The organism is Streptomyces sp. NPDC101194 (assembly GCF_044767885.1).
Taxonomy (GTDB): domain Bacteria; phylum Actinomycetota; class Actinomycetes; order Streptomycetales; family Streptomycetaceae; genus Streptomyces.
Genome location: NZ_JBIWOS010000012.1, coordinates 1 through 14,882, shown reverse-complemented (window position 1 = coordinate 14,882; position 14,882 = coordinate 1). Strand labels below are relative to the sequence as shown.

The 14,882-nt window shown below is 68.6% G+C and carries 16 protein-coding genes and 1 riboswitch; of the genes, 11 read left to right on the top strand and 5 right to left on the bottom strand.

All coding sequences use genetic code 11. The annotated features are described in order from the left end of the window. Positions 1-21: 21 nt before the first annotated feature. The 5 genes from ACIRP2_RS33080 to ACIRP2_RS33060 all read right to left on the bottom strand — a co-directional run bounded on the left by ACIRP2_RS33080 (position 22) and on the right by ACIRP2_RS33060 (position 6,017). Positions 22-1,797 (bottom strand): ABC transporter substrate-binding protein, encoded by a 1,776-nt coding sequence (locus ACIRP2_RS33080; protein ID WP_404256842.1) that lies wholly within the window; start codon positions 1,795-1,797, stop codon positions 22-24. 95 nt (positions 1,798-1,892) lie between these two features. Next, entirely contained in the window at positions 1,893-2,897 is a 1,005-nt protein-coding gene (locus tag ACIRP2_RS33075; protein WP_404256840.1) for an ABC transporter permease, read from the bottom strand. A 662-nt stretch (positions 2,898-3,559) separates the two neighbouring features. Beyond that, complete coding sequence (locus tag ACIRP2_RS33070) at positions 3,560-4,342, bottom strand: enhanced serine sensitivity protein SseB C-terminal domain-containing protein (RefSeq protein ID WP_404256838.1); 783 nt, start codon at positions 4,340-4,342, stop codon at positions 3,560-3,562. 166 nt (positions 4,343-4,508) lie between these two features. Beyond that, complete coding sequence (locus ACIRP2_RS33065; RefSeq protein ID WP_404256836.1) at positions 4,509-5,279, bottom strand: enhanced serine sensitivity protein SseB; 771 nt, start codon at positions 5,277-5,279, stop codon at positions 4,509-4,511. A 36-nt stretch (positions 5,280-5,315) separates the two neighbouring features. Then, positions 5,316-6,017, bottom strand: coding sequence for an AAA family ATPase (locus ACIRP2_RS33060; protein WP_404256834.1), 702 nt, complete (start codon positions 6,015-6,017; stop codon positions 5,316-5,318). A 160-nt stretch (positions 6,018-6,177) separates the two neighbouring features. After that, positions 6,178-6,275: riboswitch (glycine riboswitch) on the top strand. Positions 6,276-6,414: 139 nt separating this feature from the next. Here ACIRP2_RS33060 and gcvT point away from each other — a divergent pair. The 11 genes from gcvT to ACIRP2_RS33005 form a co-directional block, all read left to right on the top strand. Next, the gene (gene gcvT, locus ACIRP2_RS33055) at positions 6,415-7,530 is read left to right on the top strand and encodes a glycine cleavage system aminomethyltransferase GcvT (RefSeq protein WP_404256832.1); all 1,116 of its coding nucleotides are present in this window, start codon (positions 6,415-6,417) and stop codon (positions 7,528-7,530) included. A gap of 91 nt (positions 7,531-7,621) precedes the next feature. Beyond that, positions 7,622-7,999, top strand: a complete 378-nt coding sequence (gene gcvH / locus ACIRP2_RS33050) for a glycine cleavage system protein GcvH (protein ID WP_266748730.1) — start codon at positions 7,622-7,624, stop codon at positions 7,997-7,999. A 20-nt stretch (positions 8,000-8,019) separates the two neighbouring features. Beyond that, positions 8,020-9,279: a serine hydroxymethyltransferase gene (glyA, locus tag ACIRP2_RS33045; RefSeq protein ID WP_404256829.1), complete on the top strand. Its 1,260-nt coding sequence runs from the start codon at positions 8,020-8,022 to the stop codon at positions 9,277-9,279. 183 nt (positions 9,280-9,462) lie between these two features. Next, on the top strand, positions 9,463-10,845 hold the full coding sequence (locus ACIRP2_RS33040; RefSeq protein WP_404256827.1) for an L-serine ammonia-lyase: 1,383 nt from the start codon (positions 9,463-9,465) through the stop codon (positions 10,843-10,845). A gap of 401 nt (positions 10,846-11,246) precedes the next feature. Continuing rightward, positions 11,247-11,783 (top strand): hypothetical protein, encoded by a 537-nt coding sequence (locus tag ACIRP2_RS33035; protein WP_404256825.1) that lies wholly within the window; start codon positions 11,247-11,249, stop codon positions 11,781-11,783. 173 nt (positions 11,784-11,956) lie between these two features. Further along, positions 11,957-12,193: a hypothetical protein gene (locus tag ACIRP2_RS33030; protein ID WP_404256823.1), complete on the top strand. Its 237-nt coding sequence runs from the start codon at positions 11,957-11,959 to the stop codon at positions 12,191-12,193. A gap of 96 nt (positions 12,194-12,289) precedes the next feature. After that, the gene (locus tag ACIRP2_RS33025) at positions 12,290-12,517 is read left to right on the top strand and encodes an SUKH-3 domain-containing protein (RefSeq protein WP_404256821.1); all 228 of its coding nucleotides are present in this window, start codon (positions 12,290-12,292) and stop codon (positions 12,515-12,517) included. A 714-nt stretch (positions 12,518-13,231) separates the two neighbouring features. Then, positions 13,232-13,711, top strand: a complete 480-nt coding sequence (locus tag ACIRP2_RS33020) for a helix-turn-helix domain-containing protein (RefSeq protein ID WP_404256819.1) — start codon at positions 13,232-13,234, stop codon at positions 13,709-13,711. A 48-nt stretch (positions 13,712-13,759) separates the two neighbouring features. Then, complete coding sequence (locus tag ACIRP2_RS33015; RefSeq protein ID WP_404256817.1) at positions 13,760-14,092, top strand: hypothetical protein; 333 nt, start codon at positions 13,760-13,762, stop codon at positions 14,090-14,092. Positions 14,093-14,113: 21 nt separating this feature from the next. Continuing rightward, positions 14,114-14,425 carry a pore-forming ESAT-6 family protein gene (locus tag ACIRP2_RS33010; RefSeq protein ID WP_376222002.1) on the top strand — a complete coding sequence of 104 codons (312 nt, stop codon included), beginning with the start codon at positions 14,114-14,116 and terminating at the stop codon, positions 14,423-14,425. A gap of 92 nt (positions 14,426-14,517) precedes the next feature. Next, positions 14,518-14,882 (top strand): DUF6507 family protein (locus tag ACIRP2_RS33005; protein ID WP_404256815.1); only part of this gene is annotated, 365 nt, incomplete at its 3' end.

The window sequence follows — 14,882 nt, the reverse complement described above, 5'->3', positions numbered from 1 at the left end:
GAATGCTGTTGACTACAGCGGCTACTTGACGACGCCGAGCGAGACGTAGTCGTAACGGCCGTTGTAGGCGTCGGACATGTAGGCGTTGGTCAGCCGCTTGCCGCGCCAGGTGATGTTCTTCTCGTAGATGAAGGGCATCCAGTCGGCCTGGTCGAGGATCCGCTTGTCGAGCTCCTTGTAGATCTCGCCGGCCTTGTCCGCGTCGGTCTCCGCGATCGCGTTGTCGAAGAGCTTGTCGATCTGCGGGTCCTTGATCTGCGACTCGTTGTAGTTACCGGTCTCCGACAGGAACCGGCTGTCCCACAGCGGCTGACCGAAGCCCTGGCCGGACGGGAAGTCCGGGCCCCAGCCGCTCATCGTCATGCCGTAGCCGCGCTTCTTCACGACGGACGGCGAGCCGGTGATGCTGGAGGCCTCGGCGCCGTCGATCGGGTCGACCTCGATCTTGATGCCGACCTTGCCGAGCTGCGCCTGCAGCGCCTCGGCGACGTCGACCTCGCCCGGGTTGTTGTTACGGGCGGTGAGCTTGGTGGAGAAGCCGTTCGGCTGGCCGCACTGCTTCAGCTCGTCCTTGGCCTTGGCCTCGTCCGGCTTGCCCTTGCGGGCGAGGACACCGTACGGGTCGTAGTCGCTGTGGCCCTTGATGGAGGCCGGCAGGGTGCTGTTGGCGATCGCGCCACCGGCGATCTCGCCACCGCGGGTCTGCTGCAGGGCCGCGAAGTCCGTGGCGTAAAAGACGGCCTTGCGGCAGTGGACGTCGTCCAGCGGCTTCGCCGTGTGGACGAGCGCGACGTAGCGGACGAAGGACGTCTGCATGTTGTCGACGCTGTCCTTGTGGTCCTGGACGGCGGTGACGCGGCCGGACTGGGTCATGCCGGTGCCGTTGAGGTCGACGTCGTAGTCGCCCTCCATCAGCTTCTTGTCGTTCTCCTCCAGGTTGGCGGAGATCGTGACGGTGACCTTGTCCGGGAGCGCGGCACGGATCGGGTCCGAGGCCTTGTCCCACTTGTCGTTGCGCACGAGGACGATGCTCTTGCCCGGCTTGTACGTCTCGAACTTGTACGGGCCCGAGGAGAACGGCCGCTGGGTGTACTTCGCCTTGGTGTCCTTCGACGCCTTCACGGGCGTGCCGGACGGCATGGCGAGGAACTGCTCGAAGTCACCGTTGGGCTTGGGCAGCTTGAAGACGATGGTGCTGTCGTCGGGCGTCTCGATCGCCTTCAGGCCGAGCTTGTCCGGGGACGAGTCCTTGTAGGGGCCCTTGTACTCGCCCTTGGGGTCCAGCGTCTGCTTCAGGTACTGCGGGCCACCGGTGATGGTGTCCGTCGCCCAGATGCGCTCGATGCCGTACTTGACGTCCTTGGAGGTCAGCTTGGAGCCGTCCTCCCAGGTGATGCCGGGACGCAGCTTGTACGTGTAGGTCTTGCCGCCGTCCGTGATCTCACCGGGGCCGGTGGCGAGGTCTCCGACCAGCTTGGTGGACGCGGCACCGGGCTTGGTGTCGTACGTGACCAGCTGGCGGGTGTAGAAGCGCATGAAGTCCCACGCCATGCCGTAGTAGGCACGCTGGGGGTCGGCGGAGTCGAGGTCCTGCTTGCCGACCATCTTCAGCGTTCCACCCTTCTTGGTGGACGCGTTGGCGACCTTGTTGAACGCCGCGTTGAAGCCGGCGCCCTTCGCCTTGCTGTCGCCGCTGCCGCCGTCGTCGCCACCGCCGCACGCCGTGGTGGTCATCAGCGCCGCGACCACGAGGGCCGCACCAGCGGTGAGCCGTCGTTTCGAGGTAACTGTGGACATTTTCTCGCAACCTCCGAGATCGCGGTCCCAGGCCATTGCTTGCCGGAGAACCATGGGAAGAGCCACCTGACAGTGCGGCAGGGGCAAGTCGTGGGCTATCGGGTCCCCTTGGGATCCAGGGCGTCGCGCAGCCCGTCCCCGAAGAGGTTGAAGGCCAGTACGGTGATGAAGATCGTCACGCCGGGAAAGACCATGAACATCGGGTCGTGCTCGTACGTCTCCAGGGCGTCCCGCAGCATTCCGCCCCAGGAGGCCGTGGGCGGCCGCACACCGGCACCGAGGAAGCTGAGGGCCGCTTCGGTGAGGATGTTGGTGGGGATCATGAGCGTCGCGTAGACGGTGATGGGCGCCACCAGGTTCGGCAGCAGCTCGCGGAAGAGGATGTGGCCGCGTCCGCCGCCGAGACTGCGTGCCGCCTCCACGTACTCGCGCTCGCGGAGCGAAAGCGTCTGCCCCCGGACGATGCGTCCCACGTATGGCCAGCCGAAGAAGCCGATGACGGCGACGAGTACGGCGATGCGCACCCCGCTGCCGGTGAGGCCGAGCAGGTCGTCGGGGAGGACGGAGACGAGGGAGATGATGAAGAGGAGCTGCGGGAAGGAGAGCAGCACGTCCATGATCCGGCTGATCACCGCGTCGATCCAGCCGCCGAAGTAGCCGGCGACGATCCCGAAGAGCGTGCCGAGGGCCACCGCGACCAGGGCCGCCAGGAACGCCACGAGGAGCGAGATCCGGGCGCCGTAGACGATCCGGCTGAAGATGTCGCGCCCCTTGTTCGGCTCGACGCCGAAGAGGAAGTCGCCGCTGACGCCACCGAGGCTCCCCTGGGGGAGGTTGGTCAGCGGGTCGAGCTTCTCCTGGTGGAAGTCGTTCGGCGGATGACCGAGCAGGCCCACGATCAGCGGCGCCAGGACGGCCACCACGACCAGGGCGAGGACAACGATGCCACCCGTCAGAGCGACCTTGTCCTGCTTGAGGCGGTTCCAGGCGATCTGCTTGAGGGAGCGCCCCTCGACCTTCTTCGTCCCGGAGTCGACTGCGGGACCGCCGGTCGCGATCGGATCCGCTTCCGTGGTCGGCTCGTGCAGTGGTGCCGTCATCGTGGCAAGGACCCCTCTCAACCGGCGGTGGCCGGGCCGAACTGGCCGCTGTGGCGGCGCGATCAGTCAGTCGTACGCAGAGGCGGCAAGACGCCCTTGCTGCGGGAGTCTTCATTGCCGTCGCGACAGGTAGCCATAGCGACAGGCGAATGGATGCCTAACCGTGATGCGGTCAGGGGTGTTCCGTTATCCGGACGGATGTGAACGCCCCTCGAACACAGGCCAGTTGAGGTGGAAGGGGGGCACGCGCACAGATTCGTGACACTTTCACCACCAGACGCCCGCAGCGCGTAAATCCCGGACATGGAGGGCGAGATGCACCGGGAAGCCGCGAACGCGCGCCCACATTTCGGGAGTTGGCCCTCTATGGGTATGTCCCGGGAATCAGGAACGTACACCTGCATTCCGGGCACACCGGGCTCACGCGGTCGCGTCACGGGCGCTCGGCGCCTTCGGGCGCACCCACAGGGGCCTGGAACTTCCGAGCGCCCGGGACCCCGGTCCGCGTCCGCGGACACCGGGAACGGCCGGGGCGCCTACGGACGCCCGGAACGCACGGTGCGCCGACGAGCACCGGCACCGGGAACAGCCGGAGGGTCATGGACACCGATCACGGCCGACCGCGCACCCCTACCGGTACGCACGGCTCCGACGGCGCGCGCTCAGTACGCGCCCTGCGGCGGCGAGTAGCCGTACCCCGGCACCGGGGCCGCCGGGGCATGGGCCTCGCGGTCGTAGAACGGACGGGCGTTGGCGCGCAGCCACATCGCGACCGGGTCGTACTCGTCGGACATCGCGACGGTGGAGACGGGCAATCCGTCCGGGACCGCGCCGATCGACTGCTGCATCATCGCGCGCACGGCGTCGACCGAGGTCTGGCTCGTGTCGTAGAGGTCGAGGCCGACGGCGAGATAGGGGACGCCGAGCGCGGGCTGCACCCAGGCGCGGCGCAGCGAGCGGATCGCGGGGGTGTGGTGGGCGTTCTGCGCGAGCAGGGCGTAGAACTGCGGGATCTCGATGGCGGGCTCGGTGAGCCGGAGCGGGCCCGCGGGCATCCGGTCGAGGCCGGTGGCGATCCGGCGCAGATCCAGCCAGGGGATGCCGACGCCGCCGCCCGGGGCGTGCGGGTTGAGCCAGATGCCCCAGCGGTCGGGGAAGAGGGCACGGGCGATGTCGCGCCCGCCGACCAGTTCATGGGCCCGGTTCCAGCCACTGGCCGAGAGCTCCTGGGCGGAGGTCACGCAGGGGGCGTAGCCGAGGCCGTCGATCTCCATGTTTCCGTACTGGGCGTCGGGCGAGCCCGCCTGGCCGTGCCAGAGGAGCATCCAGATCCGGCCGTTCACGAGGGCCTGCAGCAGCGCCTCGTACGCGTCGTAGCGTCCCGGCGTCACTTGGCGCAGCATGTGCTCGACCTGCCCGGCCGCCGCGGTGCCTGACGCACTCACCTGGTCCCGCCCCTCTTCGATCCACTGTGTCGGCCCGCCGCTCCCGGGGCACACGGGTGCGGCATGATGCCGAGGCTCCAGCCATCAAACCAGCTTATGCGTCGGTCCTGACACCGACTTGACGCCATGGGCCGACGTGGCGATCGGCTCAGGAGCCGTCGGCGTGCTACGGGGTCTCGCGCTGGTAGAACGGCCGGACCTTCTCCCGCATCCAGTCGCCGACCGGGTCCTGTGCCACGTCGAGCAGGACCAGGTTGACCGGCCAGGGCACCTCGACGCGGCCCAGCGCACGGCCGAGGGCGTCCATCGGGGCGTTGCGTCCGGCGCCGTCCCAGGTGGAGAACTCGACCCCTATGAAGAGGACGGGCTCGCCGCCCTCGATGCTGGCCAGCGTCCGGCGCGCGGTGAGCACGACGCCGCTCTCCTCGAATTCGCCGGCCGCCGCGGCGAGGAAGTCGATGGGCTCCTCCTGCCAGGACGGTTCGTACAGCCGGACCCGGCCGCCGCCGGCCGGCCCGTCCAGCGGGGTGCGTCCGGCGCGGCAGAGCTCGGCCACGGCGGGCGGCGGCAGCGGCATCCCGACGGCGCCGCCCGGATTCACCGCGATGCCGAGCTGCGGGGGCAGGCCGCGGGCGAAGTCACGGGCGGGCGCGACGGTGAAGGACATGTGCGTGCCGACGCAGGAGAGGAACTGCTGTTCGGAACTGAACACGGGAACGTACGCGGCGCCGTCGATCTCCAGCGTCGGCAGGTCCAGGTCCGGGGAGTCGGGTCCGCCGCCGTTGGGCAGGGGCACCCAGACCTGGCTGCGCCCGAGCACCTCGACGAGCCGTCCGCCCGCCTCCGGACTGCCCACCGAGGCCATCAGTACCTCTTCGAGCTCATTGGCCGGCCATCCGCCCTGCGGATGGGACTGGACCTGCGCCGGAATGTCCACTGCTTCCCCTTCTTGCCCGAGCCTTCCGGCAGAAGATTAACGTCCGACGGTCCGCCCCTTCGGTGTCGTGGCGAACGTGATCCGGCCCAGCGCCCCCGCCGCCTCGCGATCCAGCAGCACCGCCGAGGCGCAGCCGGGCGGCAGCAGGCCGGTCTCGGTGCCCCGCAGCAGCTTCCCCACCGCCCTGCGATGCCGGGCGAACGCGTATCCGGAGACACCCCGCCCCCGCTCCCGCTGGCCCTCCTTCGCCGTCTGCGGTGTGACGTCGAGCAGGACGAGATGGAGGACGCGGCCCCGGCGCCGGGCGTCACGGGCCAGCCAGCCGCGCACCCACGCCTGGGTCCCGCAGTCGTGGACGACGACGGACTCGCCGGAGCGCAGCGCCCGCCACAGTCCCCGGTAGTGGGCGACGCGGACCAGCGGACGGTAGAGCACGTAAGGCAGTGAGCGGGGCATCAGCCGGGCCCAGCGGTCCCGGGTGTCCTGGGAGTCGATGGCGCGGGCCGTCGTCACCGTCCGCCGGATGAGCGTCGATTTGCCGCTGCCGGGCAGCCCGGAGACCACCACCACGTCGCCCGCCGCGAAGAGCAGGCTGCGCGGGCCGCTCCCGGCCCGCGCCCGCAGGTCCCGCACGACGGGCGTGCGCGGGCCGAGCGTCTCCCCGGCCGGGGCCCCCGGCTGTGCGGGCATCGCATCGTGCCCGACTCCCTCGGTTGTCGCGTACCGCTGCAACGTCATCGCCCTCCCCCTGCTGTCGGGTCACCCACGTATGCCCCTGAAGTGTAAAGAAAAGGTAATGCGATACAACTGTCCACGCCGTCGATTCCGAGGGGGGACCGGGGCCCCACTCCGGCGGAATGCGTGCGATGATGACCCGGCCAACTGCATAAAGGCCGCTTGAATCCGCGCGGGAGAGTTCCGGTCACTGCATGTGCCGGGCGCCGAAGGAGCAAGTTCCTCCCTTGAATCTCTCAGGCCCCGTACCGCGTGGATGAGGCAGATCTGAAAAGCGGGCCGCTCGCGGCTCCACCCAAGGTGCAAGCCGAACCCCTCAGGGGCTCTCGGCGAACCTCTCAGGTTCCGATGACAGATGGGGAGGGATTGTCCTCGTCGTCATGCCCCGGGAGTCACATCCATGAGCACCGCCCCCCGTCTCACCGCCCTCGATGCCCTGCACCGTTCGCTGGGCGCGACCATGACCGACTTCGCGGGCTGGGACATGCCCCTGCGGTACGCCAGCGAGCGCGACGAGCACAACGCGGTGCGTACCGGGGCCGGTCTCTTCGACCTGTCCCACATGGGCGAGATCACCGTCACCGGCCCCGAGGCCGCGGCCTTCCTGAACTTCGCGCTGGTCGGCAACATCGGCACCGTCGCCGTGGGCCGCGCCCGCTACACCATGATCTGCGCCGAGGACGGCGGCATCCTGGACGACCTGATCGTCTACCGCCTCGGTGACGACGAGTACATGGTCGTCGCCAACGCCGGGAACGCGCAGATCGTGCTGGACGCGCTGACCGCGCGGGCGGACGGCTTCGAGGCCGCGGTGCGCGACGACCGCGACGCGTACGCGCTGCTCGCCGTCCAGGGTCCGGAGTCCCCCGCCATCCTGGCCTCGGTCACCGACGCCGACCTGGACGGCCTGAAGTACTACGCCGGTCTGCCCGGCACGGTCGCCGGTGTGCCCGCGCTGATCGCCCGCACCGGCTACACCGGCGAGGACGGCTTCGAGCTGTTCGTCGCCCCCGAGCACGCCGAGCAGCTGTGGAAGGCCCTCACCGAGGCCGGCGCCCCCCACGGCCTGATCCCGTGCGGGCTCTCCTGCCGCGACACGCTGCGCCTGGAGGCGGGCATGCCGCTCTACGGGCACGAGCTGACCACCGAGCTGACCCCCTTCGACGCCGGCCTCGGCCGGGTCGTGAAGTTCGAGAAGGAGGGCGACTTCGTCGGCCGCGAGGCCCTGAAGGCCGCCGCCGAGCGCGCCGAGACCGCCCCGCCCCGCAAGCTGGTCGGGCTGGTCGCCGAGGGCCGCCGGGTGCCGCGCGCCGGTTTCTCCGTGGTCGCCGGGGGCGAGATCATCGGCGAGGTCACCTCGGGCGCCCCGTCGCCCACCCTGGGCAAGCCGATCGCCATCGCGTACGTGGACGCCGCGCACGCCACGCCCGGCACCACGGGCGTCGGGGTGGACATCCGGGGCAGCCACGAGCCGTACGAAGTCGTGGCGCTGCCGTTCTACAAGCGTCAGAAGTGACGTCCGCGCACCTCAGAAGTGACGCATTCCCGTCTCACACCGTAAGACCACCGTTCATCAGCACTCCCACGCGTACAGGAGAATTCAGGTCATGAGCAACCCCCAGCAGCTGCGTTACAGCAAGGAGCACGAGTGGCTGTCGGCCGTCGAGGACGGTGTGGCGACGATCGGCATCACGGAGTTCGCCGCCAATGCCCTCGGCGACGTCGTCTACGCCCAGCTCCCCGAGGTCGGTGACACGGTGACCGCGGGCGAGACCTGCGGCGAGCTGGAGTCGACCAAGTCGGTGAGCGACCTGTACTCGCCGGTGACCGGTGAGGTCACCGCCGCGAACCAGGACGTCGTGGACGACCCGTCGCTGGTGAACTCCGCTCCGTTCGAAGGCGGCTGGCTGTTCAAGGTACGTGTGGCGGAGGAGCCGAAGGACCTGCTCTCCGCCGACGAGTACACCGAGTTCTCCGGCAACTAAAGACCCCAAGGGACCACCTGATGTCGCTTCTCAACTCCTCCCTCCACGAGCTGGACCCGGACGTCGCCGCCGCCGTCGACGCCGAGCTCCACCGTCAGCAGTCCACCCTCGAGATGATCGCCTCGGAGAACTTCGCTCCGGTCGCGGTCATGGAGGCCCAGGGCTCCGTCCTCACCAACAAGTACGCCGAGGGCTACCCCGGCCGCCGCTACTACGGCGGCTGTGAGCACGTCGACGTCGTCGAGCAGATCGCCATCGACCGCATCAAGGCGCTGTTCGGCGCCGAGGCCGCTAACGTCCAGCCGCACTCCGGTGCGCAGGCCAACGCCGCCGCGATGTTCGCGCTGCTGAAGCCGGGCGACACGATCATGGGCCTGAACCTGGCCCACGGCGGTCACCTGACGCACGGCATGAAGATCAACTTCTCCGGCAAGCTCTACAACGTGGTCCCGTACCACGTCGACGAGACCGGTGTCGTGGACATGGCCGAGGTCGAGCGTCTGGCCAAGGAGTCCAAGCCGAAGCTGATCGTCGCCGGCTGGTCCGCGTACCCCCGTCAGCTGGACTTCGCCGCCTTCCGCCGCATCGCGGACGAGGTCGGCGCGTACCTGATGGTCGACATGGCGCACTTCGCCGGCCTGGTGGCCGCGGGTCTGCACCCCAACCCGGTGCCGCACGCCCACGTCGTCACGACCACCACGCACAAGACCCTCGGCGGTCCGCGCGGTGGCGTCATCCTGTCGACGCAGGAGCTCGCCAAGAAGATCAACTCGGCGGTCTTCCCGGGCCAGCAGGGCGGTCCGCTGGAGCACGTGATCGCGGCCAAGGCGGTCTCGTTCAAGGTCGCGGCGACCGAGGAGTTCAAGGAGCGCCAGCAGCGCACCCTGGACGGCGCCCGCATCCTCGCCGAGCGGCTGGTCCAGCCGGACGTCACCGAGGTCGGCGTCTCCGTGCTGTCCGGCGGCACGGACGTCCACCTGGTCCTCGTCGACCTGCGCAACTCCGAGCTGGACGGCCAGCAGGCCGAGGACCGGCTGCACGAGCTGGGCATCACGGTCAACCGGAACGCCATCCCGAACGACCCGCGTCCGCCGATGGTCACCTCGGGTCTGCGGATCGGTACACCGGCCCTGGCCACCCGCGGTTTCCAGACCGAGGACTTCACCGAGGTCGCGGAGATCATCGCTTCCGCGCTCAAGCCGTCCTACGACGCGGACAGCCTGAAGGCCCGCGTCGTCGCGCTGGCCGAGAAGTTCCCGCTGTACCCCGGTCTGAAGTAGTCCGGAACACGGCTCGTCCCGAGTAATACGGGACACAGTTCGTCACCTTTCGGGCGGGGCACCACGCACACTGGTCAGTGAGCGCGGTGCCCCATCCCTTGTCCCCGCTGCTCTTCGGGCCGACCGGTCCGTACCGCACCACCCGGCAGACAACGGCGTCTACCAACCCCTTAGGAGTCACCCGTGGCCATCTCGGTCTTCGACCTGTTCTCGATCGGCATCGGCCCGTCCAGCTCCCATACGGTCGGCCCGATGCGCGCCGCCCGCATGTTCGCGCGCCGGCTGAAGAACGAGGGCCTGATCGCCCACACCGTCTCGATACGGGCCGAGCTGTACGGCTCCCTCGGCGCGACCGGTCACGGCCACGGCACCCCCAAGGCCGTCCTGCTCGGCCTGGAGGGCGAATCGCCCCGCACGGTCGACGTGGAGTCCGCCGACGACCGGGTGGAGCGGATCCGCACCACCGGCCGGATCAATCTGCTCGGCATGCACGAGATCGACTTCGACGCCGACGAGCAGCTGGTCCTGCACCGCCGCAAGGCCCTGCCCTACCACGCCAACGGAATGACGATCTTCGCCTTCGACCACGAGGGCGCCCTTCTCCTGGAGAAGACGTACTACTCCGTCGGCGGCGGCTTCGTCGTGGACGAGGACGCGGTGGGAGAGGACCGGATCGTTCTCGACGACACCGTCCTCAAGCACCCCTTCCGCACCGGCGACGAACTGCTGCGGCTCTCGAAGGACACCGGTCTGTCCATCTCCTCGCTGATGCTGGAGAACGAGAAGGCCTGGCGCACCGAGAACGAGATCCGCTCGGGTCTGCTGGACATCTGGCACGTCATGCAGGCCTGCGTCGCGCGCGGCATGTCCCGCGAGGGCATCCTGCCCGGCGGTCTCAAGGTCCGCCGCCGTGCCGCGACCACCGCACGTCAGCTGCGTGCCGAGGGCGATCCGCAGACCCACGCGATGGAGTGGATCACCCTCTACGCGATGGCGGTCAACGAGGAGAACGCGGCGGGCGGACGCGTCGTCACCGCACCCACCAACGGCGCCGCGGGCATCATCCCGGCCGTGCTGCACTACTACATGAACTTCGCGGCGGGCGGCGCCACCGAGGCGGAGAAGGAGGACGGCGTCGTCCGCTTCCTCCTGGCCGCCGGAGCCATCGGCATGCTCTTCAAGGAGAACGCCTCCATCTCCGGTGCCGAGGTCGGCTGCCAGGGCGAGGTCGGCTCCGCCTGCTCCATGGCCGCGGGCGCCCTCGCCGAGGTCCTCGGCGGCACCCCCGAGCAGGTCGAGAACGCCGCCGAGATCGGCATGGAACACAATCTCGGCCTGACCTGCGACCCGGTCGGCGGTCTCGTCCAGATCCCGTGCATCGAGCGCAACGGCATGGCCGCGGTCAAGGCCGTCACGGCGGCGAAGATGGCGCTGCGCGGCGACGGCAGCCACAAGGTCTCCCTGGACAAGGTCATCAAGACCATGAAGGAGACGGGCGCGGACATGAGCGTGAAGTACAAGGAGACCGCGCGCGGCGGTCTCGCGGTGAACATCATCGAGTGCTGAGGCAATAGGCCCTGACCGGCGCTTTCGTCCCTTTCAGCGCTGTCAGGGCCCTCCCTTCCACCTCGTGTGTCACCGGGAGGCCGGGCCGGTTCGCCTACATGGCCGAGGCCTGTCCCGTAATCCGTCCGGGACTCTGTCGGCGAAGGGGCGCGTGCCGGGCCGGGGTGTGGCACGGTCCGGCCATGAGCTTGATCAGCGTCGTGGCCGCGACAGTCGTAGCCGCCGTACCGGCGGCACCCAACTTACGTCTGGGACAAGGTGATTGACACCCCGGCATGACGGTTCCGGCGCAGTCTGACGGACCCGCGAACCGGTCCGCACGAGGTTCGCGGTCCGCGGGTGGGGTGGATCATCCGTCAGCGGGCACCGTTGGAGATGTCCACGATCCGGGAGGGGGCCCGATGAGGCGCACGGAAGTAGCCAGACAGCTGGGCGGTTTCGTACGGGAGCACCGCACCGACGGCGGGAAGCGCCTGCTGCAGGCGGGCATCTGGCTGGTGATCGGAGCGGCGGGCACAGCCGTCGGGCTGCCGGTGGCGATCGCGTCGGTGGATACCGTCCACGGGGCGCCGAAGCTGGCGGGGCTGCTGCTCGGGGTCGGCCTGGTGGGGTGGGGGCTGGGGATCTGGCGCCTGGTGCAGGCGTTCCGTACCCGGGAACAGTCCTTCGACATCCATGAGCGGGGATTCACCCACCGCGTGGCGGGCGACGCCACCGTCATCCCCTGGGAGGACGTGGCGCTGGTGAGCGCTTCCGGTGGCGACGGCCGTGCGCTCGCCGACGCTCGCGGTATGGGCTCCACGTGCGAGATACGGCTGCGCAGTGGACGCCGGATTCGCGTGGACGCCTTCACCGAGGACATGCGGGAGCTGGCCACGGTGGTCCATCGCGCGGTTCATCTCGGACAGTTCCCCCAGGGCCGGGGCCGGGGTCGCTGACCGGCCCCGGCCCTGGGCTCACGCGGCGAAGGAGTGCCACTGCTGCGACGCCGAGCGCACCTGATAGCCTCAGCAAGAGGGCGATTGATTTCGCCCCTTTTTGTTTTTCTCTGCGCCTTTCGCCTTTGCGCCTCCCCCTCCCTCTTTCTCTCTGTCGACCCGGGACGTGAGCGATGTCTGAAAACCCGAACATCTGGGAAGTGCGGCTCGGCATCTACGCCACCCAGGAGCAGGCCGAAGAGGTCAAGGAACGCATCGTCAGGCTGCTGTGCCCGGAACCGGATCACGCACCGCCGTGCCCGATTCCGTGGTCGGCGTCCCTTCACCACGTGTCGGGGCAACCCGGGGAGGACGACTCCTACGCGGAACTGATCGAACAGGCCGAGGCGGAGAAGCACCTCCGCCCGTAGCCGCCCGAACGACCCCCGGCGGCTCCGGACAGTCCGAAGCGGTCCGGAGTGGTCCTGTGCACTCGCGATGCGCCGGATCATGGAACGGCACGGATAATGAGCTGCGACCAGTTGGCTCCCGAAGTACGCGCATGGCTCATCACAAACGGCTGGTCCCCGGGCCGCGACATCGCAGAGCGCACAGACGAGCTCATTCAAGTGCGAGTACAGGACGCCCGGCGACAAGGATTCGCCCTGACTCCGGTACCCGCTGCGGTGCACGCCATTCTTTGCCTGAGCAGTCCTGACGTGACAACGCCACGTCCGACAGCTCACCGCTCTTGAGCGGCGACGGAGCATCGTCCGGGGCGACCCCGGGCCGACGTTCACCCACGGCCACTCGCGCGCCTGATGCGCGAGCACATGCGACGCGCGGCGATGCGGGGAACCAGCCTGGACCGGAGAACTTGCCCCTCGATGGCACCTCCCCGAATCGACATCGACGACCCGGAAGTCGACATGGGTGGGGCACAGCGTCCTGTTCCAGGCACGCTCAGCAAGGGTCCACAGTGTGCGTGTGCTCGGGCGTCGGCCACCGATCGCTGAACTGTTTCCTATGACGCGTTTTGAGTTCTTCAACACCGCGTGCGTCCCGCTCCGCCAGGAACTGGCGGAACAGGGACGGAAGAACCTCGAAAACCCCCTGGTCATTGACATGGTGGTGCAGCAATATCCGAGTCCAGGACCAAGCAGGGTTGAAAACGTCGTAGCGCACCTCGATCCACTCCCGCCACTCCCCGTACAACGCGAGGTCAGGACCCTCGGGATCTGCATGAGACACACCGACGAAGTAGCCAGTCAGGAAAACCGCGACGGAATTGACCGTTCGTTCGCCGGTAAACATCCCGGGCCGACGGCACAGATTCCCACGGCGGTTCGTGGGGTGGCTCAGGCGATCGCGACGGACCGGGGTCGCAGACCGAGGCATTCTGCCCATGTGCCTGTCTGCACCGCGATGCCCGTCATGCCGACCGCCTCCTGGCGCCATGGCTGAAGAAGATGGCCTACGGCCACAAAGCCCCACCAGAGCCGGCAGCGGGCGACGATCGTGCACTCGCCGGCCGCGGGCGCTCCAACGACCGAATGGCCGCGCAGACGCGGATGCATGTGGACACGGCACACACCTGGCGGGGCCGGTTCTCCGCCGGCGGCCTGCCCGCCCTGGCCGACCGCGAGCGGTCCGGTCGGCCGGTCTCCTTCACTGCGCTGCAGGTCGCCGAGGTCGAGGCGCCGGCCTGCCAGTTGCCCGCCGGGACCGGTACCCCGCTGTCACGCTGGTCGTGCCCGGCGCGAAGACCGACCGGAGATCCTCGCGAGCCCCGTCGCGCCGGGCAGGTCTCCCGTCCTTCGCGACCGGCGACAAGTGCTTCATGTTCGGACCTCATTGCCCCTCATTTGCCCGCGCCGGTTCTTCAACGGCTGTGTCACAGCCTGTCCACAGCCATGAGGTTCTCGATTGCTTCAGCACAGTGGAGTTGATAGGGATGGGGGGCACATTTGTTTGCTCGGGTTCGGCAGGGGGACTGGATGAAGTTCGACATGGGGGCCCAGGTTCTGACGACTCTGTCGTCGAAGTCGCGTGGGTCGAGTACTGATCTGGGGACGTTGATTCGTCAGTTGGTGCAGGCGGCGGCGCCGTTGGAGGGGAAGTTCCACGGTGCGGGGCGTGTGGCGTTCGATTCGTTCAAGAGCCGCTCGGACGAGATCACGGCCGCGTTGAACGGTTCGCTCTCGGCTCTCCTCGGTGGTCAGTCGGGGATGGAGCAGGCGTTCGGTTCGGGTGATCAGGAGCAGGGTGACAACGCGCGGCAGCAGATGTCGGCGGCGAATTTCGATGCGGCGCGCTTCGGCGGCCGTTGATCACGGGGGGTTGGGTTTCTGATGGCTGGTGACGGTGACCGTCGTGCGTACGACACGGGTGCCTCGGCTGATGCGCAGGGCAACATCCAGGTGGTGATCGCGCGTCTGGAGGAAGTGATCGCGGCGCGTGACGCGCAGGTGAAGGCCGCGATGGCGGACTTCGCGGCGGATGGTGTGGCGGATGAGTACCACGGCAAGGAACTGCGGTGGAACCGTTCGTCGCAGGAAGTCAAGAACATCATCCAGCTGTTGAAGACGACGCTGGAGAAGAACGACGGCACGGCGCAGCACACGATCACGCGCGCGAAGGCCGCGGTCGACAACATCGGCTGAGGCCGTTTCGGTTGGTTTGATGGGTTCGGCAGGCGGTTCACGGGGGTGTACTGGTGACTGGGTGGGATCTGAAGCCGCAGGGTATTTCGGGTGTGCTGAAGACGACGGGTGAGGTCGCGTCGAAGTTGCAGACGTATGCGACGTCGTACGGGGATCACATGTCGTCGGCGGCGTCGAGTGCGGGCACGATCAGCGCCGAGGGCGGCGGCGGTGGTGGCGGTGGTGGTGGCAAGGACGGTGAGCAGGCCGTGGGCGGTCTGGTCGCGCTGGCCCTGTCGCAGTTCGCGGAGCACACGACCCCGGATCTGAAGTTCGTCGCGGCGCGGGCGGGCAAGTCGTTGCAGGGCGCGGTCGACGCGACCACCGCGTATCTGAACGGTGATCTCGACATGGCCGCCGAAGCACAGCGCAAGGCGCTCGGCGCGGTGGACCTGGACCCGAAGAAGCCCGGGGTGCA